At 62.2% G+C, this 21,393-nt stretch carries 18 protein-coding genes; 12 read left to right on the top strand and 6 right to left on the bottom strand.

Annotated elements, in window-relative coordinates; translation table 11 throughout:
* Window positions 1–33 precede the first annotated feature (33 nt).
* The 4 genes from KVG91_RS20190 to KVG91_RS20175 all read right to left on the bottom strand — a co-directional run bounded on the left by KVG91_RS20190 (window position 34) and on the right by KVG91_RS20175 (window position 4,087).
* The gene (locus KVG91_RS20190) at window positions 34–864 is read right to left on the bottom strand and encodes a TIGR03915 family putative DNA repair protein (RefSeq protein ID WP_169377889.1); all 831 of its coding nucleotides are present in this window, start codon (window positions 862–864) and stop codon (window positions 34–36) included.
* Window positions 861–2,081 carry a putative DNA modification/repair radical SAM protein gene (locus tag KVG91_RS20185; protein WP_076950904.1) on the bottom strand — a complete coding sequence of 407 codons (1,221 nt, stop codon included), beginning with the start codon at window positions 2,079–2,081 and terminating at the stop codon, window positions 861–863. The genes KVG91_RS20190 and KVG91_RS20185 overlap by 4 nt, the downstream gene beginning before the upstream one ends.
* Before the next feature lie 66 nt (window positions 2,082–2,147).
* On the bottom strand, window positions 2,148–3,485 hold the full coding sequence (locus KVG91_RS20180; RefSeq protein ID WP_169377888.1) for a lysine N(6)-hydroxylase/L-ornithine N(5)-oxygenase family protein: 1,338 nt from the start codon (window positions 3,483–3,485) through the stop codon (window positions 2,148–2,150).
* Between the two features lie 119 nt (window positions 3,486–3,604).
* On the bottom strand, window positions 3,605–4,087 hold the full coding sequence (locus tag KVG91_RS20175; RefSeq protein WP_169377887.1) for a sigma-70 family RNA polymerase sigma factor: 483 nt from the start codon (window positions 4,085–4,087) through the stop codon (window positions 3,605–3,607).
* Window positions 4,088–4,342: 255 nt separating this feature from the next.
* On the opposite strand from KVG91_RS20175, the gene KVG91_RS20170 reads away from it, so the two are divergent.
* The 4 genes from KVG91_RS20170 (at window position 4,343) to KVG91_RS20155 (ending at window position 9,766) form a co-directional block, all read left to right on the top strand.
* Window positions 4,343–5,512 carry an efflux RND transporter periplasmic adaptor subunit gene (locus tag KVG91_RS20170; protein WP_169377886.1) on the top strand — a complete coding sequence of 390 codons (1,170 nt, stop codon included), beginning with the start codon at window positions 4,343–4,345 and terminating at the stop codon, window positions 5,510–5,512.
* Window positions 5,513–7,483, top strand: coding sequence for a MacB family efflux pump subunit (locus KVG91_RS20165; RefSeq protein WP_169377885.1), 1,971 nt, complete (start codon window positions 5,513–5,515; stop codon window positions 7,481–7,483). It begins immediately after the preceding gene.
* The gene (locus KVG91_RS20160) at window positions 7,476–8,879 is read left to right on the top strand and encodes an efflux transporter outer membrane subunit (RefSeq protein ID WP_169377884.1); all 1,404 of its coding nucleotides are present in this window, start codon (window positions 7,476–7,478) and stop codon (window positions 8,877–8,879) included. The genes KVG91_RS20165 and KVG91_RS20160 overlap by 8 nt, the downstream gene beginning before the upstream one ends.
* Window positions 8,880–8,983: 104 nt before the next feature.
* Window positions 8,984–9,766: an alpha/beta fold hydrolase gene (locus tag KVG91_RS20155; RefSeq protein WP_169377883.1), complete on the top strand. Its 783-nt coding sequence runs from the start codon at window positions 8,984–8,986 to the stop codon at window positions 9,764–9,766.
* 93 nt (window positions 9,767–9,859) lie between these two features.
* On the opposite strand, the gene KVG91_RS20150 is transcribed toward KVG91_RS20155, so the two are convergent.
* The gene (locus tag KVG91_RS20150; protein WP_169377882.1) at window positions 9,860–10,753 is read right to left on the bottom strand and encodes a LysR family transcriptional regulator; all 894 of its coding nucleotides are present in this window, start codon (window positions 10,751–10,753) and stop codon (window positions 9,860–9,862) included.
* 130 nt (window positions 10,754–10,883) lie between these two features.
* On the opposite strand from KVG91_RS20150, the gene KVG91_RS20145 reads away from it, so the two are divergent.
* The 6 genes from KVG91_RS20145 (at window position 10,884) to KVG91_RS20120 (ending at window position 18,838) form a co-directional block, all read left to right on the top strand.
* Window positions 10,884–12,551 (top strand): GMC family oxidoreductase, encoded by a 1,668-nt coding sequence (locus KVG91_RS20145; protein ID WP_169377881.1) that lies wholly within the window; start codon window positions 10,884–10,886, stop codon window positions 12,549–12,551.
* Between the two features lie 116 nt (window positions 12,552–12,667).
* Window positions 12,668–14,293, top strand: coding sequence for an MFS transporter (locus KVG91_RS20140; protein WP_169377880.1), 1,626 nt, complete (start codon window positions 12,668–12,670; stop codon window positions 14,291–14,293).
* 234 nt (window positions 14,294–14,527) lie between these two features.
* Window positions 14,528–16,477, top strand: coding sequence for a DNA topoisomerase III (locus KVG91_RS20135; protein WP_169377879.1), 1,950 nt, complete (start codon window positions 14,528–14,530; stop codon window positions 16,475–16,477).
* 133 nt (window positions 16,478–16,610) lie between these two features.
* Complete coding sequence (locus tag KVG91_RS20130) at window positions 16,611–17,051, top strand: CBS domain-containing protein (RefSeq protein WP_169377878.1); 441 nt, start codon at window positions 16,611–16,613, stop codon at window positions 17,049–17,051.
* An 8-nt stretch (window positions 17,052–17,059) separates the two neighbouring features.
* Window positions 17,060–17,905 (top strand): NAD-dependent protein deacetylase, encoded by an 846-nt coding sequence (locus tag KVG91_RS20125; RefSeq protein ID WP_169377877.1) that lies wholly within the window; start codon window positions 17,060–17,062, stop codon window positions 17,903–17,905.
* A gap of 603 nt (window positions 17,906–18,508) precedes the next feature.
* The gene (locus tag KVG91_RS20120) at window positions 18,509–18,838 is read left to right on the top strand and encodes a hypothetical protein (RefSeq protein ID WP_076955119.1); all 330 of its coding nucleotides are present in this window, start codon (window positions 18,509–18,511) and stop codon (window positions 18,836–18,838) included.
* Window positions 18,839–18,960: 122 nt separating this feature from the next.
* On the opposite strand, the gene KVG91_RS20115 is transcribed toward KVG91_RS20120, so the two are convergent.
* Entirely contained in the window at window positions 18,961–19,863 is a 903-nt protein-coding gene (locus tag KVG91_RS20115) for a LysR family transcriptional regulator (RefSeq protein WP_169377876.1), read from the bottom strand.
* Between the two features lie 132 nt (window positions 19,864–19,995).
* Between KVG91_RS20115 and KVG91_RS20110 the strand changes: the two genes are divergently transcribed.
* Both KVG91_RS20110 and KVG91_RS20105 read left to right on the top strand, forming a co-directional pair.
* Window positions 19,996–20,694 carry a CoA transferase subunit A gene (locus tag KVG91_RS20110; RefSeq protein ID WP_076955117.1) on the top strand — a complete coding sequence of 233 codons (699 nt, stop codon included), beginning with the start codon at window positions 19,996–19,998 and terminating at the stop codon, window positions 20,692–20,694.
* Window positions 20,695–20,724: 30 nt separating this feature from the next.
* On the top strand, window positions 20,725–21,384 hold the full coding sequence (locus KVG91_RS20105) for a CoA transferase subunit B (protein WP_169377875.1): 660 nt from the start codon (window positions 20,725–20,727) through the stop codon (window positions 21,382–21,384).
* The last annotated feature ends 9 nt before the right edge of the window (window positions 21,385–21,393 follow it).

Genomic DNA, 21,393 nt, shown 5'->3' with positions numbered 1-21,393 from the left:
GCTTCGCCACCCAGCGCGGGACAAGCCCGCTCACTACAAGGGGCTTGGGATTTTCTTTCCGGGCCGGGCGCCAATCAGTTTTGCCTGGCCGTCCTTCTGCTTCCCCGTGCGCGCTTCACTGATCAAGCCCGGGATCAACTTGCCCTCCGGCAGGTTCTTCCAGAAGCGGCTCGGCAGGTGTCCCTCCATCACCTTGGGGTTCAACCGCGCCGGGTTGAAGATGTGGCTGTAATAGGTCAGCCACATCGCACTGTGTGGGTCCTCGACATTCTGCGCCAGTTGCCGCCATGCCTCGGGGCACGCGCGTTGGTGGATAAGCTGCTCTCCGTCGTAATACACCCCGTCCAGCGGCGTGGCGATCATCCAGCGATGACGCCCCATGCGCCCGACAAAATGCTGGCTGGCGGATTTCAGGATGTCGTGCGCCGGTTCGTGCCAAGCCACGTATTCCGGCAACTCGGGGCCCGCATCCGCAGGGAGGGCGATAAAGCGCACAAACGCATGCAGGTGGTGCGCTTCACGACTGACCTGCTTGATCCGCCGTTGCAACTCACTGCCCAGCTTGTCGCCCGCCAGCATCGCCGTGCGGTCGCCATGGCTGACGCGCCACAGCACTTCATACAACAGGCTCCAGCGCTGGTCGCCGTGGTAACAGGCGGCCGATTCCAGCAGTTCCAGCAAGGCCTTGGGCACCCGCGTCTGGAACGGCCCCAGCCCTTGCGGAACGGGCTGGTCGGTGGCAAACAGATCGGCCACTTCAGCTTCACCCCAGCTCACCTGGCTGGGGTCGACCTGATGACTGAGCAACCAGCGCGCCTGCTCGCGCCAGGTGCTGAACAGGTTGGCGCATTCCAGGCTGATCATCCCCACAACCCCATCTGCTGCGGCGCCGGGCGGTCGCGCAGCTGCTCGCGCAGCAATACGCTGGTGCTTTCGGCCTGTTGCGGGTGGTAGTCACTGGTGATGAAGAACGGCTTGGCCTTGGCCAGTACGCAACGCATGCGTGCCAGGTCTTCGAAACGGATCTTGCGTTCACGGCGCAGGTCCACCAGGCGCTGGGTGGTGCGCAGGCCAATGCCCGGAATGCGTGCGATCAAGGTCGCCTCGGCGCGGTTCAGGTCCAGGGGGAACACCTCCCGGTGTTCCAGGGCCCAGGCCAACTTGGGGTCGATATCCAGGGCCAGGTGGCCGGGGCCTTTGAACAGTTCGTTGGCACTGAAGCCGTAGCTGCGCAACAGGAAGTCGGCCTGGTACAAGCGGTGCTCGCGCATCAGCGGCGGTGCCGCCAGGGGAACGCTCTTCGGACTGTTGGGGATGGGACTGAACGCCGAGTAATACACGCGACGCAGCTTGAAGTTGCCGTACAACGCCTCGGCACCATGGAGGATGGTGCTGTCGTCGGTGTCGTCGGCGCCGACGATCATCTGCGTGCTCTGCCCGGCCGGCGCGAAACGCGGCGCGCGGGGTTCGTTGAGCACGGTTTGCTCGCCGGTGTAGATGGTCTGCATGGCCTGCTTGATCGAGACGATCTGTTTTTCCGGCGCCAGGGTCTGCAGGCTGGCCTCGGTGGGCAGTTCGATGTTCACGCTCAGGCGGTCGGCATAACGCCCGGCTTCGGCGATCAGCGCCGGGTCCGCGTCGGGAATGGTCTTGAGGTGGATGTAACCGCGAAAGTCATGTTCTTCGCGCAACAGTTTGGCGACCCGCACCAACTGCTCCATGGTGTAGTCGGACGAACGGATGATGCCGGAGCTGAGAAACAGCCCGCTGACGCAATTGCGCCGGTAGAAATCCAGGGTCAGGGTAACCACCTCCTCCGGGCTGAAACGCGCGCGGGGCACGTCGCTGGAACGGCGGTTGACGCAGTATTGGCAGTCGTACAGACAGAAGTTGGTGAGCAGCACCTTGAGCAACGACACGCAGCGCCCGTCCGGCGTGTAGCTGTGGCAGATGCCCATGCCATCGGTGGAACCCAGCCCCGCCTTGCCCTCGGAGCTGCGCTTGGGCGCGCCACTGCTGGCGCACGAGGCGTCGTACTTGGCGGCGTCGGCGAGGATGCTGAGTTTTTCGATCAACTGCATGGCGGGCTACCGATACTGGTTTTTTGTACAGTATCAGCCAACCCTCCTGCTCACAAGCGCAGCTGGTCAGCTCGCGGTAGCCAGTAACAAGTCCTGCACCGAGCGGCCCTGGCCACGCCCACGGTCCAGTGCATACAACGACGCCGCAATTTCATCCGCGCGGATCGGCAGCACCGACAGCAAGGTATCGCTCAAGCCGTGGCTGGCCTGGCTGAACCCTTGGATGTAGATGCCGGCGTTGCAACGCTCATCGGTGACGATGCGGTAGTCCCGCGCCACTTCGAAGTCGCCCAGGTAGGCCTCCAGCGGCGCCAGCAAGGCGCGGTGCGTCTGGCGCTCGTAGCCGGTTGCCAGGATCACCGCATCATAGTGATTGACGCTGGTTTCGCCGCTGGCGTTGTTGCGCAGCGCCAGTTCGATGCCCAGCGGGCCGGCGGTGGCCTTTTCGACCACGGTCATGGTGCGGAACGCCTGGCGGGCGATGCCGGAGACTTTCTGGCGGTAGAAAATGCCGTAGATACGCTCGATCAGGTCCAGGTCCACCACCGAATAGTTGGTGTTCTGGTACTCGGCGACCAGGCGCTCGCGCTCGGCCCCCTCCTGCTGGAACACCAGGTCGGTAAAGGCCGGCGAGAACACTTCGTTGACGAACGGGCTGTCATCGGCGGGCTTGAGCGCCGAGCCGCGCAGGATCATGTCGACCTGCACCGAGGGGAAGCTGTCGTTGAGGTCGATAAAGGCCTCGGCCGCGCTCTGGCCGCCGCCGATGATGGCAATGCGCATGGCCTTGCCCTCGACACACGGCTGCGAGGCCAGGCGCTCCAGGTATTGCGAATGGTGGAACACCCGGTTGTCACCCTTGAGCGCCTTGAACGCCTCGGGAATGCGCGGCGTGCCGCCGGCGCTGACGACCACCGAACGGGTGGTGCGCACATGCTGCTCGCCCAGCGCATCGCGGGAAATCACGCGCAGCGCTTCAACCTGCTGCTGATGCAGGATCGGCTCGATGGCCAGCACTTCCTCGCCATAGCGCGCCTGGGCCTGGAACTGCCCCGCCACCCAGCGCAGGTAGTCGTTGTACTCCATGCGGCACGGGTAGAAGGTGCCCAGGTTGATGAAGTCCACCAGGCGGTCATGGGCCTTGAGGTAATTGACGAAGGAGTACGGGCTGGTGGGGTTGCGCAGGGTCACCAGGTCCTTGAGGAACGAAATCTGCAGTTCGCTCTGGGTCACCAGGGTATTGCCGTGCCAGCGGTAGTCGGCCTGTTTGTCGAGAAACAGCACGTCCAGTTTGCCCTGGGCCTTTTCGCGCTCCTGCAGGGCGATGGCCAGCGCCAGGTTCGAAGGGCCGAAACCGATACCGATCAGGTCGTGAACCGCGGGCGAAGCAATTGCCTGTGTCATTCCAGTGTCCTCTGGATAAGCCCCTTGGCGGTGGGGCGGGAATACCTTCAAGACCTGCACAACAGGTCATGTGTTGATAGGAAACGAGGACAGTGAAATAAAATTTAACTAACAGCGGGTCAGTACGCTTCCCACTCGCGCATGCGCACCCGGCAGTGCTTCATGGCGTTGACGATGTGTTTTTCCACCAAGGCGCGGGAAATACACAGGCGTTGCGCGATCTGCAGGTGGGTCAGGCCCTCGAGTTTGCGCAACAGGAAACTGTCGCGACACGCCGGCGACAGCTCGGCCAAGGCGCGCTCGAGCAGTTCCAGGCGCTGGCCATGGTCGTGCTGGGTGTGCGGCGAGCAGGTGGCGAAGCGCTCTTCGGCGTCCAGCACATCCAGCGGCTCGACCTGGCGCAAGGCGTTGCGGCGGTGACCGTCGATCACCAGGTTGAGGGCGGTGCGGTACAAAAAGGCGCGGGGTTGTTCGATGGGGACCTGGCTGGAACGTTCCAGCACCCGGACATAAGCGTCATGCACCACATCTTCGGCCACCTGGCGGTTGCCCAGCTTGGCGTTGAGGAAACACACCAGCTCGCGATAGTAGTTTTCCAACATGACTCCCGACCGCCGGGTGGCGGCATTAGGCCCTTGAGTGCGAAAGAAGGCAGCGTGTAAGTAATGGCAGATTGGGTACGTGCAATTTATAGTAATTCTCATCTACTTTTAAGCACACTTGCAGCAATGGACAATTATTTTTCTTCAAGGGAGCTGTAACCGCTTGTGTAACCGCCTAAATTTAGGCGCATTGCCCTCGTTTACTTGTCAGCTCCCCGCAACTGCGGTCCGAACTTTCCTGGCTGGAACCCAAGCATGAAACGCCCTCGACCTGCCCGACGCGCCTTGCTGGCTATCGCGTGCCTGCTCCCCATCATTGCCATCGCGGCCTGGCAGGTGCTGCCGCCGGGGCGTGACGCGCTCACCACCGTGACCGTCAGCCGCGGCAATATCGAAAACAGCGTGACCGCCCTGGGCACCCTGCAACCGCGGCGCTACGTGGACGTGGGCGCCCAGGCATCCGGGCAGATCCGCAAGATCCACGTCGAGGCTGGCGATCAGGTCCAGGAAGGCCAGCTGCTGGTGGAGATCGACCCGTCCACGCAACAGGCCAAGCTCGACGCCAGCCGCTACGCCATCGAAAACCTCAACGCCCAGTTGCAGGAGCAGAAGGCCCAGCACGAGCTGGCGCGCCAGAAATACCAGCGCCAGCAACGCTTGGCCGCCGGTAACGCCACCCGTGAAGAAGACGTACAAACCGCCAGCGCGGAACTCAAGGCCACCCAGGCCCGGATCGACATGTACCAGGCCCAGATCCGCCAGGCCCGGGCCAGCCTGCGCAGCGACGAAGCGGAACTGGGCTACACGCGCATCTACGCGCCCATGGCCGGCACCGTCGTGGCGGTGGATGCACGGGTCGGCCAGACCCTCAACGCGCAGCAGCAGACGCCGCTGATCCTGCGCATCGCCAAATTGTCGCCGATGACCGTGTGGGCTGAAGTCTCGGAAGCCGATATCGGCCACGTCAAACCCGGCATGACTGCGTATTTCACCACCCTCAGCGGCGGCAACCGCCGCTGGACCAGCACCGTGCGGCAGATTTTGCCGATCCCGCCCAAGCCGTTGAATGAAACCCAGGGCAGCGGCAGCCCCAACAGTTCCAGTAAAAGCGGCAGTGGCCGCGTGGTGCTGTACACCGTGCTGCTGGACGTGGACAACAGCGACAACGCGCTGATGGCCGAAATGACCACCCAGGTGTTTTTCGTCGCCAGCCAGGTCAAGGACGCCCTCACCGCCCCCGTTGCCGCGTTGCAGGGCACTTCCAGCGCCGATCGGCAGATCGCGCGGGTCGTGTTGAAAAACGGCCGTATCGAAGAACGTCACGTGCAACTGGGCATCAGCGACCGCCTGCGCGTTCAGGTGCTCAAGGGCCTGGACGAAGGCGATCAACTGCTGATCGGCCCGGCCGACGGCAGCGGGGGTTGAGTGACCACGCCCCTGATCGAACTCAAGAACATCCGCAAGTCCTACGGCGGCGGCGATAGCCCGCAGGTTGACGTCTTGCGCGGCATCGACCTGTCGATTCATGCCGGGGAATTTGTCGCCATCGTCGGGGCCTCGGGCTCGGGCAAGTCGACCTTGATGAATATCCTCGGCTGCCTCGACCGCCCCAGCATGGGCGACTACCTGTTCGCCGGGGAAAACGTCGCCCATCTGGACAGCGACGAACTGGCCTGGCTGCGCCGCGAAGCCTTCGGCTTTGTGTTCCAGGGCTACCACCTGATCCCCTCGGGGTCGGCCCAGGAAAACGTCGAAATGCCGGCGATCTATGCCGGTATCAGCGCCGCCGAGCGCCACACCCGCGCCAGCGCCCTGCTCACGCGCCTTGGCCTGGCCGACCGTACCGGCAACCGTCCGCACCAGCTTTCCGGTGGCCAGCAGCAGCGGGTGTCCATCGCGCGCGCGTTGATGAACGGCGGCCACATCATCCTGGCCGACGAACCCACCGGCGCCCTCGACAGCCACAGCGGCGCCGAGGTCATGAGCTTGCTGGACGAACTGGCCGGCCAGGGCCACGTGGTGATCCTGATCACCCACGACCGCGAAGTGGCAGCGCGGGCCAACCGCATCATCGAGATTCGCGACGGCTTGATCATCAGCGACTCGGCCGATGGCAGCGACGTCGCACCGGCATTGGCGAACGGTGCCCTGCAAGCCGTGGACCTGCGTCAACGCCTGGCCGACGGCGCCGAGCACAACGGCGCGTGGAAAGCCGAACTGGTGGACGCGGTACAGGCGGCCTGGCGCGTGATGTGGATCAATCGCTTCCGCACCGCGCTGACCCTGCTGGGCATCATTATCGGCGTGGCGTCGGTGGTGGTGATGCTGGCGGTAGGCGAAGGCAGCAAGCGCCAGGTCATGGCGCAGATGGGCGCCTTCGGTTCCAACATCATCTACCTGAGCGGCTCGTCGCCCAACCCGCGAACGCCGCTGGGTATCGTCACCCTTGAGGACGTTCACGCACTGGCGGCGCTGCCCCAGGTGCAGCGCATCATGCCGGTCAACGGCAGCGAGGCCGGGGTGCGGTTCGGCAATGTCGACTACATGGCGTACGTGGGCGGCAATGACACCAACTTCCCGCAGATTTTCAACTGGCCGGTGGTCGAGGGCAATTACTTCACCGCCGAGGACGAGCGCGCCGCTGCCACCGTGGCGGTGATCGGGCATCGGGTGCGCGAGAAGCTGTTCAAGGGCGAAGTCGACCCCATCGGCCAGTACATCCTGATCGAGAACGTGCCGTTCCAGGTGATCGGCGTGCTGGCGGAAAAAGGCGCCAGTTCCGGCAACAAAGACAGCGACGACCGCATAGCCATCCCCTACACCGCCGCCAGCGTGCGCCTGTTCGGCAGCTACAACCCCGAATACGTGGTGATCGCGGCGGCCGATGCGCGCAAGGTCCGCGAGGCGGAGCTGGCCATCGACCAGCTTATGCAGAGGCTGCACAACGGTAAGCGCGATTACGAACTGACCAACAACGCGGCGATGATCCAGGCCGAAGCGCGCACGCAGAACACGCTGTCGTTGATGCTCGGTTCGATTGCGGCGATTTCCCTGTTGGTGGGCGGTATCGGCGTGATGAATATCATGCTGATGACCGTGCGCGAACGGACCCGTGAAATCGGCATCCGCATGGCCACCGGCGCGCGCCAGCGCGACATCCTGCGCCAATTCCTGACGGAAGCGGTGATGCTCTCGGTGGTCGGCGGCCTGTGCGGTATCGCCCTGGCCCTGCTGGTGGGCGGCGTGCTGGTGCTGGCAGAAGTGGCGGTACAGTTTTCCCTGGTGGCGGTGCTGGGCGCATTTGGTTGTGCACTGGTCACCGGCGTCGTATTCGGCTTCATGCCGGCCCGTAAAGCTGCCCGGCTCGATCCGGTTAAGGCGTTGACCAGTGAATAAGCGATCCCTCTGCGTGCCCGGTTTGTGCGTGCTGCTCAGCGCCTGCGCCGGCAACCCGCCCGCCATCGACAGCGGCATCGCACCGCCCGTCGCCTGGCAATATGCCGAGCGCGACGCCGCACAGGCCACCCACCGGCAATGGTGGACGCAATTCGGCAGCCCGCAGTTGAACCGTCTGATCGACCAGGCCCGCCGTGACAGTTTCGACGTGGCCGCCGCCACGGCCCGCGTGCGCCAGGCCCAAGCCAGCGCAGTGATCGCCGGCGCGCCGTTGTTGCCGGAGGTGAAGGCCAACCTCACCACCAGCCACCAGAAATTACTGAGCGGGCCGGGAGGACCCGACCTGGATGCCTCACAAAGCGACGAAGCCGTTGACAACTTCGGCGCCAACCTCACGGCCAGCTACGAGGTGGACTTCTGGGGTGGCCGCGCCGCGGCCCGCGACAGCGCCCTGCACAGCCTGCGCGCCAGCGAGTTCGACCAGGCGACCGTGGAACTGACCCTGCTCGGCAGCGTGGCCGACCGCTACGCGCAAACCCTGGCCGCCCGGCAGCGCGAGCAGATCGCCGAGCTGAACCTGACCAATGCGCGCAACGTGCTCGATCTGGTGCAGACCCGCTATGACGCAGGTTCCGCCACCGCTCTGGAGCTGGCCCAGCAAAAAAGCCTGGTGGCCGGCCAACAGCGCCAACTGCCGCTGATCAAGCAACTGGCCGAAGAGTCACGGATCACCCTGGCCGCCCTCCTCGGCCAACCGGTGCAGGCTCTTGAACTCGGTGCCGAGCCCTTCGCGACGCTGGCCTGGCCAACCATCGGCGCCGGCGTGCCCAGCCAGTTGCTCATTCGCCGGCCCGATATCGCCAAGGCCGAGGCGCAACTGGCGGCGGCGCAGGCCGACGTCACCGTGGCGCGGGCGGCCATGCTGCCCGCCGTCACCCTTGGCGCAACCCTGGGTTCCGACGCCTACAAGGCCGTGGATGTCCTGCGCAGTCCGTACTACACGCTGACCGCCGGCCTGGTCGGCCCGATCTTCAACAACGGCCGTTTAAGCGCCGAACGCGACAAGGCCCGCGCACGCCAGGATGAACTGCTGCACACCTATCGCGGCGCGATCATCAACGGCTTTGCCGATGTGGAAAAAGCCCTCAGCAGCATTACCCGCCTCGACGAGCAACGCCAATGGCAAAGTGAAGAACTGCAACAGGCGCAGAGCGCTTTCCAGATCGCCGAAAGCCGCTACCAGGCGGGCGCCGCAGACCTGCTCACGGTGCTGGAAACCCAACGTACGCTGTACGCCGCCCAAGACCAGAATGTGCAACTGCGCCTGGCACGTCTGCAGGCGAGCATCGCGTTGTACAAGGCGCTGGGCGGTGGTTGGCAAACACAGATCCGATAAACAAAACTCAAGTTTCGTACGTCAGCTGTCTTCTCACCCTACATTAATCGACCAAAGGTCCTTGGTAAAAAAGCCGCTCTCACCCGGCCGCCCAGGACCTCTCGATGACTGTTGCCAAATACCTGACGTGCGCTTGCCTCTGGGTGACGGCCAGCGCAGCCCAACCGCTGATCCCTCCTACCGCCATCGACTGGCTGCTGGACTGCCCGCTGCCCGGCGCGGAACGCCTGGACCCCGACGTGCTGCAACGCACCCAATGCGGCATCGTCACCGTACCGCGCAACCACGCCGCGCCCCGACAAGGCAGCCTGCGCCTGTACCTGACCCGCGTCGGCGCCCGTGACCCGCTGAACCGGCAAGGCGTGGTGTTTGCCCAGGCCGGCAATGCCGCCAAAAAAAACCAGGCCGGCACCTTTGTCATTCACTTGACCAGCCTTTGGGGCGGCTACGCCAGGCCCGCGTATCGCACGCTGCTCAACCGTTACGACGTCATCGAGCTCAGCCTGCGTGACCTCGACCAGGAAGGGGGCGCCGAACAGGCCGCACGGGACATGGAGTTCGTGCGCGCCCAACTCGGCGATGCCCAGTTGCACTACCTGGGCAACGCCAACGCCACGCGCCTGGGTAGCCGCTATGCCGCACTATTCCCGGAGCACGTCGCACGCATGGTGTTGGTTAATGCCGAGCACGGCGACACAGCGTCTTCCCTGGTAGGGCAACTACACCTCAAGGAACCGGCAAACTCAAGCGCCAGCGGCTGTGTGGCGCAATGGGTGGGGGACTTCCTGGTCTACGGCAAACATCCACCGCCCTCCACCCGCTGCCAGGACAACCGCGCAACGGGTGAGACCGATCGGCGATCAAGTAGCCGGGGGTTGGGTCAATAGAATGTCTGTGGACTCAATGCCGCCTGACTATCGGCCAACACAACAATTTCAGGTTGCCGCTGCCATCACATCAAGTTCCAGGCGCGCCTGTAGTCAGTGGGGTTCGCCTAACAACAATCCTTGCTCCCGCGCGCACAGTTCCACCACGTAATCCCACAACACCCGCAGCCGCACCGACTTATGCAACTCCCGGCGCGAGCTGATCCAGTAACTGCGCGCAATCCCCTCCCCCGGCAGCAACGGCACCAGCGCAGGGTCGCCGGCTGCCATGAAGCAAGGCAACACCGCAATCCCAAGCCCGGAGCGTGCCGCCTGGTGCTGGGCGATCACGCTGGTGCTGTGGAACACCACCCGGGGGTTGCGGCAGAAACTGCTGAGGAATTTGAGTTCCTGGCTGAACAGCAGGTCGTCCACGTAGTCGATCCACGCGTGCGCGGCGAGGTCTTCGCGTTTTTCAATCGGCGGGTGGCGATCCAGGTACGCCCGGCTGGCGTAGAGGGCCAGGCGGTAGTCGGTGAGTTTGCGCGTGACCAATTGATCGACGCTCGGCCGTTCGAGGTGGATGCTGATTTCCGCTTCGCGGTTGAGGATGCTGACAAAGCGCGGCACGGCCACCAGTTCCACTTCCAACCCGGGGTAGCGTTCGAACAGCCCGCCCATGCGGCCGGCCAGGAACATCACGCCCAACCCTTCGGCCACGCCCAGGCGAATCTTGCCCAAGGGTGCGGCGCTGTGGGTCAGTTCGTCTTCGGCCAGCAGGGCGACGTTTTCCATGGCTTCGGCGTGCTTGAGCAGGGCTTCGCCGGCGGGGGTCAGTTCATAGCCCTGGGCATGCTGGACGAACAGTGCGGTGCCGAGGCTTTTCTCGATGGCCTCGATATGCCGGGCCACGGTAGCGTGGGTGGTTTTCAGGCGTTGCGCCGCGGTGAGCAGGCGGCCACTGCGCTGCAACTCGAGAAAATACCGCAGGTCGTTCCAGTCGAACATGATGCCTCCCTTGCATGGCCTGGGCCCGCGCTGTTTAAAAACACACAGCTGCTGGGTAAAAACTAACATTTTTAAGACGAAAACTAACAACTAGGATGGAGCCAATAAGAAAAACAAGCGAGCCCCTCAGATGCCCATTGCAACTGCTGAATACGATTACATCGTTGTAGGCGCTGGCCCCGCGGGCTGCCTGCTGGCCAATCGACTGTCCGCCAACCCCGCTCACCGCGTGCTGTTGCTCGAAGCCGGCGGCCGCGACAATTACCCCTGGATCCATATCCCCGTCGGTTACCTGTTCTGCATCGGCAACCCGCGCACTGACTGGTGTTTCAAGACCGAAGCCCAGGAAGGCCTGCAAGGCCGTGCGCTGAGTTATCCGCGAGGCAAGGTGCTGGGCGGCTGCTCGTCCATCAACGGCATGATCTACATGCGCGGCCAGGCCCAGGATTACGACGGCTGGGCGGCCGAAGGCAACGCCGGCTGGGCGTGGAACGACGTGCTACCGCTGTTCAAGCACAGCGAAAACCATTTTGCCGGCGGCTCTGAATTCCATAGCGACGGCGGCGAATGGCGGGTCGAACAACAACGGCTGCACTGGCCGATCCTCGATGCGTTCCGTGATGCTGCGGCGCAGAGCGGCATCGCCCCCCTCAACGATTTCAACCGGGGCGACAACGAAGGCTGCGGCTACTTCCAGGTCAACCAGAAGGCCGGCGTGCGCTGGAATGCGGCCAAGGCATTTCTCAAACCGGTGCGCCAGCGCCCCAATCTCACAGTGCTGACCGAAGTGGAAGTGGACCGCGTGCTGCTGGAAAACGGCCGCGCCTCCCAGGTGGTCGGGCGCCAGCATGGCCAGCAACTGAGCTGGAAGGCACGCAAGGAAATTGTGCTGTGCGCCGGCTCCGTGGGTTCGCCGGGCATTTTGCAGCGCTCGGGCATTGGCCCTTCCAGCGTGCTCAAACCCTTGGGCATTGACGTACTGCATGAACTGCCAGGCGTCGGCGGCAACCTGCAGGACCACCTGCAACTGCGCCTGATCTACAAACTGGAAAACGCGCGCACCCTCAACCAGATCGCGGGCACCTTGTGGGGCAAGATGGGCATGGGCCTGCGCTACCTGTACGACCGCAGCGGCCCGCTGTCGATGGCGCCCAGCCAGCTCGGCGCGTTTGCCCGCTCGGGCCCGGAGCAGACCTCGGCCAACCTTGAGTACCACGTGCAGCCACTGTCACTCGAGCGTTTTGGCGAACCGCTGCATGCGTTCCCGGCGTTTACTGCGTCAGTCTGCGACCTACGCCCGCAAAGCCGGGGGCGTATCGATATTCGCTCGGCGAACCCGGCGGATGCGCCGCTGATCCGCCCCAACTACCTCAGCCATCCGGAAGATCTGCGGGTGGCCGCCGATGCGATCCGCCTGACGCGCCGCATCGTCGCCGCGCCGGCCCTGAGCCAGTTCAAGCCCGTGGAATACCTGCCGGGCGACGCGCTGCAAACCGAAGACCAATTGCACGAAGCCGCCGCACGCATCGGTACAACGATTTTCCATCCGGTCGGCACCTGCCGCATGGGCAGTGATAACGACGCGGTGGTCGACGCCCAACTGCGCGTGCATGGCGTGCCTGGATTGCGCATCGCCGATGCGTCGATCATGCCGCGCATCACCTCCGGCAACACCTGTTCACCAACGCTGATGATCGCGGAAAAAGCCGCGCAGCTGATCCTTTCGCCGCCTACTGTAGGAGCGAGCTTGCTCGCGAAAAACGCAAAGGCAGCGCATTCACTCAGGTTTCCCGCGTAATCGTTGACGATTTTCGCGAGCAAGCTCGCTCCTACAGAGGGCGATGTAGAAATAGCGGCGCCACGGTTGGCGCCGACAGTGGAACAACAATAAATAATCACTGTGAGGGCTACCCGATGTCAGAACATGCTCAACCCTTGGGCTCAGCGGTCAACACCGCCAGCAGCCGCAACGACTCAAAAAAAGTCATCTTCGCCTCGTCCCTCGGGACGGTGTTCGAGTGGTATGACTTTTTCCTCTACGGCGCCCTGGCGGCGGTGATCAGCAAGCAGTTCTTTGCCGGCGTCAACGACACCACCGCGTTCATCTTTGCCCTGATGGCCTTTGCGGCGGGCTTTGTGGTGCGGCCGTTCGGGGCGCTGGTGTTTGGCCGATTGGGCGACATGATCGGGCGTAAATACACCTTTCTGGTCACCATCATCCTGATGGGCGTTGCGACCTTCTGCGTCGGGCTGTTGCCGACCTACGCCAGTATCGGCATTGCGGCGCCGATCATCCTGATCGTGCTGCGCATGCTGCAAGGTCTTGCGCTGGGCGGCGAATACGGCGGCGCGGCCACCTATGTGGCCGAGCATGCGCCGGCCGGCAAGCGGGGTTTTCACACCAGCTGGATTCAATCCACCGCGACCCTCGGCCTGCTGCTGTCACTGCTGGTGGTGCTGGCCTGCCGTTACTTCACCGGTGATCAGTTCGAGGTGTGGGGCTGGCGCATTCCGTTCCTGTTTTCCATTGTGCTGCTGGGCATTTCCACCTGGATACGCCTGAGCCTGCACGAGTCGCCCGCCTTCCTGAAGATGAAAGAGGAAGGCAAAGCGAGCAAGGCGCCAATCCGCGATTCCTTTGGTAAATGGGAAAACCTCAAGGTGGTGCTGATCGCGCTGTTCAGCATCAACGGCGGGCAAGCGGTGACGTTCTATGCGGCGCAGTTCTATGTGCTGTTCTTCCTCACGCAGTTCCTGAAAATGGACCCGGCCCTGGCCAACGTGTTGCTGATCATCAGCGTGGTGATTGGCGCGCCGTTCTTTATTTTCTTTGGCTGGCTGTCGGACAAGGTGGGACGCAAGCCGGTGTTGATGCTCGGTCTGCTGCTGGCGACCGTGCTGTACTTCCCGATCTTCAAGAGCCTGGCGCACTACACCAACCCGGCCATGGACCAGGCCAGCCGCCAGGCACCGATCACGGTGCTGGCCGACCCGGCTACCTGCACCTTCCAGTTCGACCCGGTGGGCAAGGCGCGTTTTGACAGCCCTTGCGACAAGGTCAAGACCTTCCTGGTCAAGCAAGGCCTGCCCTACAGCAGCGCCGCCGCACCAGCCGGCAGCCCGGTACAGGTCAGCGTGGGTGAAGTGCGTATCGACGGCTTCGACGAAGCGGCCCTGCGCGGCGCAGTGACCCTGGCCGGCTACCCGTCTTCGGCGGATGTGGCCCAGGTCAACAAGGTGATGGTGGTGGTGCTGATCGTGGCGCTGATCCTGATCGCCGCCATGTGCTACGGCCCGCTGGCCGCGCTGATGGTGGAGCTGTTCCCGACGCGCATCCGCTACACCTCGATGTCCCTGCCCTACCACATCGGCAACGGCTGGTTCGGCGGGTTCCTGCCAACCGTGTCCTTTGCCTTGGTGGTGTATACCGGCGATATCTTCTACGGCCTGTGGTACCCGGTGGTGGTGACCGGGGTAAGCCTGGTGGTGGGGATGATTTGCCTCAAAGAAACGCGGCATGTGGATATCGATAACAACTGATCCTTTTTGGAATAGATCCCCCTGTGGGAGCGGGCTTGCCCGCGATAGCGCTGGTTCAGTCAATGTTGTAATGACTGACCCACCGCCATCGCGGGCAAGTCGAATCGTCGCACCGCCGCTCCCACATTTTTTCGGTACTCACACAAATGGCTGTACATCCATACAGATAATGGTTGCCCAAACGCCTGTTACTAAGCATCCTGCAAGGCATCAACCCGATCTGATGTGATGACCATGCGGCTGTACCTCTGTGAAAAACCCTCCCAGGCCAAGGATATCGCGGCCGTACTCAGCGCCAGCCGCCGGGGCGATGGCTGCTGGCTGGGCAATGGCGTCACAGTCACCTGGTGCATCGGCCACCTGCTGGAAACCGCTCCGCCGGATGCCTACGACGCCAAGTACAAACGCTGGGTGCTGGCCGACCTGCCGATCGTTCCGGAAAAATGGAAGATGCTGGTCAAGCCCAAGACCGCCAGCCAGTTCAAGGCGGTCAAGCGACTGCTGGGGGAAGCCCAGGAGCTGGTCATCGCCACCGACGCCGACCGTGAAGGCGAGATGATCGCGCGCGAGCTGGTAGAACATTGCCGCTACCGGGGGCCGATCCAGCGGCTGTGGCTGTCGGCCCTGGACGATGCTTCCATTCGCAAGGCCTTGGCGGCCCTCAAGCCAGGCGCCGAGACATTCAGCCTGTATCATTCGGCGCTGGGCCGCTCCCGCGCCGACTGGCTGATCGGCATGAACATGAGCCGCCTGTTTACCTTGCTCGGGCGCCAGTCAGGTTACCAGGGCGTGCTGCCGGTCGGCCGGGTGCAAACGCCGACCTTGCGGCTGGTGGTGGACCGCGACCGCAGCATCGCCGATTTTGTGCCGGTGGCTTACTGGGCCATCGATGTCGACCTGCGCCATGAGCGCATGACCTTTACCGCCCAATGGCGTGCCGCGGACGACGCCTGTGATGACCAGGGCCGTTGCCTCAACCCGCAACTGGCGCGGGACGCCGCAGAGGCCATGGAAAACGCCGCTACCGCGCGGCTGGTGAAGTTGCGAACCGAGCGCATGCGCGAAGTGGCGCCGCTGCCCTTCGACCTGGGCACGCTGCAGGAAATCTGCTCCAAGAAACTCGGCCTCGGGGCCCAGGAAACCCTGGACATCGCCCAATCCCTCTACGAAACCCACAAGGTCATCACCTACCCGCGTAGTGACTGCGGCTACTTGCCCGTGAGCCAGCACGCCGAGGCGTCGAAGATTCTCGCTTCCCTGGGCCGCGCCGATATGGCAGTGGCCGACCTGATGCCGTATCTCGATCCCCAACGCCGCTCCCGAGCCTGGAACGACGCCAAGGTCAGCGCGCACCACGGCATCATCCCGACCGGCGCCGGCAAGGACGTCGGGCAACTCACCGGCAAGCATCGCGCGGTCTACACGTTGATTCGCGCACGCTACCTGGCGCAGTTCCTGCCCAACCATGAATACGATCGCACCCAGGCGGATTTCGATTGCGCAGGCCAAGCATTGCGCGCGGTGGGCAAAGTGGTGATCGAACCGGGCTGGAAACGCGCCTTGCCCGAAGCCCTGGCGCCAGCCAAAGGCCGGGAGGCGCCGGTGCCGCAAGCACTGCCGGCGTTGAAGCAGGGCCAGGATTACGCGGTGGCCAAGGTCAACCTCAAGGACCTGTGGACCCAACCGCCCAAGCCCTTCACCGAAGGCGACCTCATAAAGGCGATGAAAAACGTCGCCAAGCTGGTGGAAGACCCGCTGCTCAAGCAAAAGCTCAAGGACACCACCGGCATCGGCACCGAGGCCACCCGCGCCGGGATTATCCAGGGCTTGCTGGACCGTGGTTATCTGGTGAAAAACGGCAAGGCACTGTCTGCCACGCCGGCGGCGTTCAGCCTGATCGACGCGGTACCCCGCGCTATCGCCGACCCCGGCACCACGGCCATTTGGGAACAGGCCCTGGATATGGTGCAAAGCGGCGAGATGAGCCTGGAAGAATTTGTCGCCAAGCAGGCTGCCTGGATGAGCAAGCAAGTGGCGCGCTGCAATGGCATGCGCATGACCATCACCGGCCCGGCCAGCCCGGCGGGTCGAGGCGCCACCCCGTGGAAAAAGAAGCGCAAGAGTGCGCCACGCAAGACCGCAACCAGCCCCAAGCGCGCAAAAAAACCACCAAATGCCGGGTAAACACCGAAAAAACCCGGCGCGTGACGTTTTTCGACGGGTTTAACGCCGCTTTGCACCTTGCCGCGGCGTAGGCCGTCTAGGATTCTGTAGGGGACCTGCTGAGCTTCCTAATAACAACACCGGAGTGGCCGACATGAAAACCGTTGCACAAGTGCTCAAAGCCAAGGACCAGAAAAACCAGGACGTCCACACCATTCAATGGGACCACACCGTGTTTGAAGCGCTGGTCCGGATGTCGGAGAAAAACGTCGGGGCCCTGCCGGTCGTCAAGGACGGTGTCGTGGTCGGGATCATCAGCGAACGTGATTACGCACGCAAACTCATCCTAAAAGGGTTGTCGTCGGTGACCACGCGGGTCGATGACGTGATGAGTTCACCGGTCATTACCGTCGACACCCATAAGAGTGTCGATGAATGCATGAACATCATGACCGACAGTCACCTGCGCCACCTGCCGGTGGTCGAAGACGGCAAGCTGCTTGGTCTGCTGTCTATCGGTGACTTGGTCAAAGAGGCCATTGCCGAACAGGCTGACCTGATCAGACAGCTGGAGCAGTACATTCGCGGCGAATAGGGGAAACCATGCTCGACACCCTGGAACATCAGGAGCAACACCTCGACACCCTGCATCGGGCCCTGGCCGAACGGCGCTTTCTGGTGCTGACCGGAGCGGGGATCAGCACGTCGTCGGGCATTCCCGATTACCGTGACAGCGAGGGCGTACGTCGCGGCAAAGCGCCGATGATGTCTCAGGAATTCCTTGCCACTGCGCAGGCGCGGCGCCGTTATTGGGCGCGGGCGATGCTGGGGTGGCCAAGGGTCCGCGCTGCCCAGCCGAACCAGGCACACCTGGCGCTGGCGATGTTGCAGCAACGCGGGCGTATCAGCGGGTTGATCACGCAGAACGTCGACACCCTGCATGATCAAGCCGGTAGCCATGACGTGATTGAACTGCACGGCAGCCTGCACCGGGTGCTGTGCCTGGATTGCCAGTTGCGCAGCGCGCGCGATGGGGTCCAGCGGCAGATGGAAATCGACAATCCCCACATGGTGCACGTGCACGCGGTGCAGGCGCCGGACGGCGACACCTTGCTCGACTCAGCCTTTGAAGAACACTTCCAAGTCCCGCGCTGCCCCCATTGCGATGGAGAGCGTTTGAAGCCGGATGTGGTGTTTTTTGGTGAGAACGTCGCCCCGGCGACAGCGGCCCGGGCGATGGCGGCGGTGGAAGATGCTCAGGGCTTGCTGGTAGTGGGGTCGTCGCTGATGGCCTATTCGGCGTTTCGTTTGTGCAAGGCGATGGCCGAGCAAGGCAAGCCGGTGATGGCCATCAACCTGGGCAAGACCCGCGGGGATGAGTTGTTGCAGGTGAAGATAGAGGCGTCCTGCGAACGCTTGTTACCGTTGCTCGCTGCTCGTTTCAAATAAAAAGAACACCGCAAATCAATGTGGGAGCTGGCTTGCCTGCGATAGCGTTGAATCAGTTGGCGAATGCTTGGCTGACACACCGCTATCGCAGGCAAGCCAGCTCCCACAGAGTCTTGTGCTGAATTGGCCGCCGAAATCCTGCGACCCATCGCACAAAAAATGACGCCCAAGTCACGTTTTTACGCATGCTCCCGTCCTCAAGGCAAATTATGTAGTGACCAAAAATAATCACTACATAATTGTTGACGTAACGTTTTCGTCCTTGCATGATCTAGACGTCTCCCGGATCGGGAGCGTTGGCAACAAGCGTTTTTGAAAGAGCTCGTCTGACCGCCGAGCTGTTTTCTCCGGATGTGCACTGCCCACAAGGCGGATTGATGAAGCTGACCGTTCTGAAAGGATCGGTACAAGTAGCTCGAATGCTGCTTGTCTTCGTTATGAAAGCATTGCGTAGCAGTTCATCAGCAAGACTACATGCATCAGGTTCAAGACCCTGCCCGTATTCGGCAGACCGTCGCTGACGCCCGGTTTTCGGAACCGGAGACAACTAAGCAGTTTTAACGAATCAATTGATAGATCGCCAACTGGTCAAGGGGCTTACACATGAATCTGAACAACCAACCCACTATCGATGAATTGGCTGAGATGTTCGCAGCGCAGAAAGACACACTCGACGACCATATCCTGTGGATTGGCAAATCGGGCGAAGTCCAACTTGACTGCCTGGCGCCCCACACCGAAGAAGCCGAGTTTGACCGCAATAACCGTGAACTGGCGGCGCGCCTGAAGATGTACCGCCGAGGCCAGGGTTATGTCGGCAAGAAGGCGGCTGCCGATCGTAACTTCATAGAACACGTCTTCGACACACTTAACAACGCCTGGGCATCTTTCAAGGACAGCTCGCAAGTTAAAGTGATCGATCGCTACTACTAAGCAACGCACGACAGTAAATGTGGGAGCTGGCTTGCTTGCGATAGCGGTTTAAGTATCAACATCCGTGTTGAATGTTAAATAGCTATCGCAGGCAAGCCAGCTCCCACACTTGTTTGGCGAGCTTAAAAAGTTGGAAACCGGCCCTGTGCCGCTTCATCCTGGAAGATATCAAACAACGCCTGCGCTGCCGCCGACAGTTCGTACCCTGGTTTAGTCAATACGCCAATCGGCCGCTGGATCACCGGGCCGTTCAAGGTAATGCAGTGGGCACCCGCCTCCTCCATTTGCCGCGCGCACAATGCAGGTACGGCGCTGACGCCAAGGCCGCAGGCAACCATCTTGCCCACCGTTGCCAGTTGATGGCTTTCCAGGGCCACCGGCAGCTTCATCTGCAAGGCGCCCAAGTGCTCCTCCAGCATGACCCGCACCGTGGATGGTCGCTGCAGGGTGATGAACGGTTGTTCCAGCAAGGTTTTCCAATCGACCTCGGCACAGTGCGCCAGGGGCGAGTCACCGGGCACGACCGCGATAAACCGGTCAAGGTACAGCGGGGTAAACGCCAGCGATGAACCTTCAGAGGGCTCGAACGCCACGCCCAACTCCACCTGCCGATCGCGCACCATCTCCAGCACCTGCTCATTGATCAAGTCGTGCACGGTGACATTCACCTGAGGGAAACGTGCACGGAATATCTTCAGGATCGGCGGCAACAAATTGCCCGCAAATGAAGGCATCGCTGCGACCGTGACACGCCCACGTTGCAAGGTGAAACGCTGGCGCAGCTCGTCTTCGGCGTTGTCCCAGTCGGCAATCAGGCGGCGTGCCAGGGGCAGCAGGGATTCTCCTTCAGGGGTCAGCGCTACGTTTCGCGTATTACGGCTGAACAGGCGCCCACCCAGCCCCTCTTCCAGGCCTTTGATCGTCAGGCTCAGCGCCGACTGGGAAAGGTGCAGGCGCTCGCAGGCGGCGGCAAAACTCAGGCTCTGGGCCACGGCGAGAAAGGCGCGTATTTGTTTGACGGTCATGAGGCTTCTCCGGGCGACAGATCAACTATGCTGTTTTCTAAATCAATCAACCTTAAAAAACAACTTAACAAATCAATCCGTCGGAGCAACACTCGTTTCATTGCTGGCCGACAAACAATAAAAGAGGTGCATATGGCAGGTTTCGATAAACGCGTGGCGTCCTATGAAGAAGCCCTGGCAGGCCTGGAAGACGGCATGACCGTGCTCGCCGGCGGTTTTGGCCTGTGCGGCATTCCGGAAAACCTGATCAACGAGATCAAGCGCAAAGGCACCCGCGACCTGACGGTGGTTTCCAATAACTGCGGTGTCGACGGTTTCGGCCTGGGCGTGCTGCTGGAAGAAAAGCAGATCCGCAAGGTCATCGCATCCTACGTCGGTGAAAACGCCCTGTTCGAGAAGCAATTGCTCAGCGGCGAGATCGAAGTGGTGCTGACCCCCCAGGGTACCCTGGCCGAAAAAATGCGCGCAGGCGGCGCCGGCATCCCGGCGTTCTTTACCGCCACCGGCGTCGGCACTCCGGTGGCCGAAGGCAAGGAAACCCGCGAGTTCAACGGTCGCCCCTATTTGATGGAAGAGTCCATCACCGGCGACTTTGCCATCGTCAAAGGCTGGAAAGCCGACCACTTCGGCAACGTCATCTATCGCCACACCGCCCAGAACTTCAACCCACTGGCCGCCACCGCCGGCAAGATCACCGTGGTTGAAGTCGAGGAAATCGTCGAACCGGGCGAGCTGGACCCGGCGCAGATCCACACCCCTGGCATCTACGTCGACCGGATCATCTGCGGCACGTTCGAAAAGCGCATTGAACAGCGCACCGTCCGCAAATAATCCAGCGCACATAATAAGAGGAACAGCACAATGGCTCTTACCCGCGAACAAATGGCCCAACGCGTCGCCCGCGAAATGCAGGACGGTTTCTACGTCAACCTCGGCATCGGCATTCCGACCCTGGTGGCCAACTACATTCCCGATGGCATGGAAGTCATGCTGCAATCGGAAAACGGCCTGCTCGGCATGGGCCCGTTTCCGACCGAAGACACCATCGATGCCGACATGATCAACGCCGGCAAGCAAACCGTCACCGCACGGATCGGCGCCTCGATCTTCTCCTCCGCCGAGTCCTTCGCGATGATTCGCGGCGGCCACGTCGACCTCACGGTGCTGGGCGCGTTTGAAGTGGACGTACACGGCAACATCGCTTCGTGGATGATCCCCGGCAAGCTGGTCAAGGGCATGGGCGGCGCCATGGACCTGGTGGCGGGAGCGGAAAACATCATCGTGATCATGACCCATGCGTCCAAGGACGGTGAGTCCAAGCTGCTCAGCCAATGCAGCCTGCCGTTGACCGGTGCGAACTGCATCAAGCGTGTGCTGACGGACCTGGCTTACCTGGAAATCGAAAATGGCGCTTTTGTCCTCAAGGAACGCGCACCAGGCGTGAGCGTTGAAGAAATTGTGAGCAAGACCGCCGGTAAACTGATCGTCCCGGACCACGTTCCAGAAATGCACTTCGAGTGAGGACACAAT

Origin of the sequence: Pseudomonas azadiae (assembly GCF_019145355.1) — a bacterium.
GTDB lineage: Bacteria > Pseudomonadota > Gammaproteobacteria > Pseudomonadales > Pseudomonadaceae > Aquipseudomonas > Aquipseudomonas azadiae.
The sequence above is the reverse complement of the archived record's forward strand: the minus strand, read 5'-3'. Positions and strand labels throughout refer to the sequence as shown.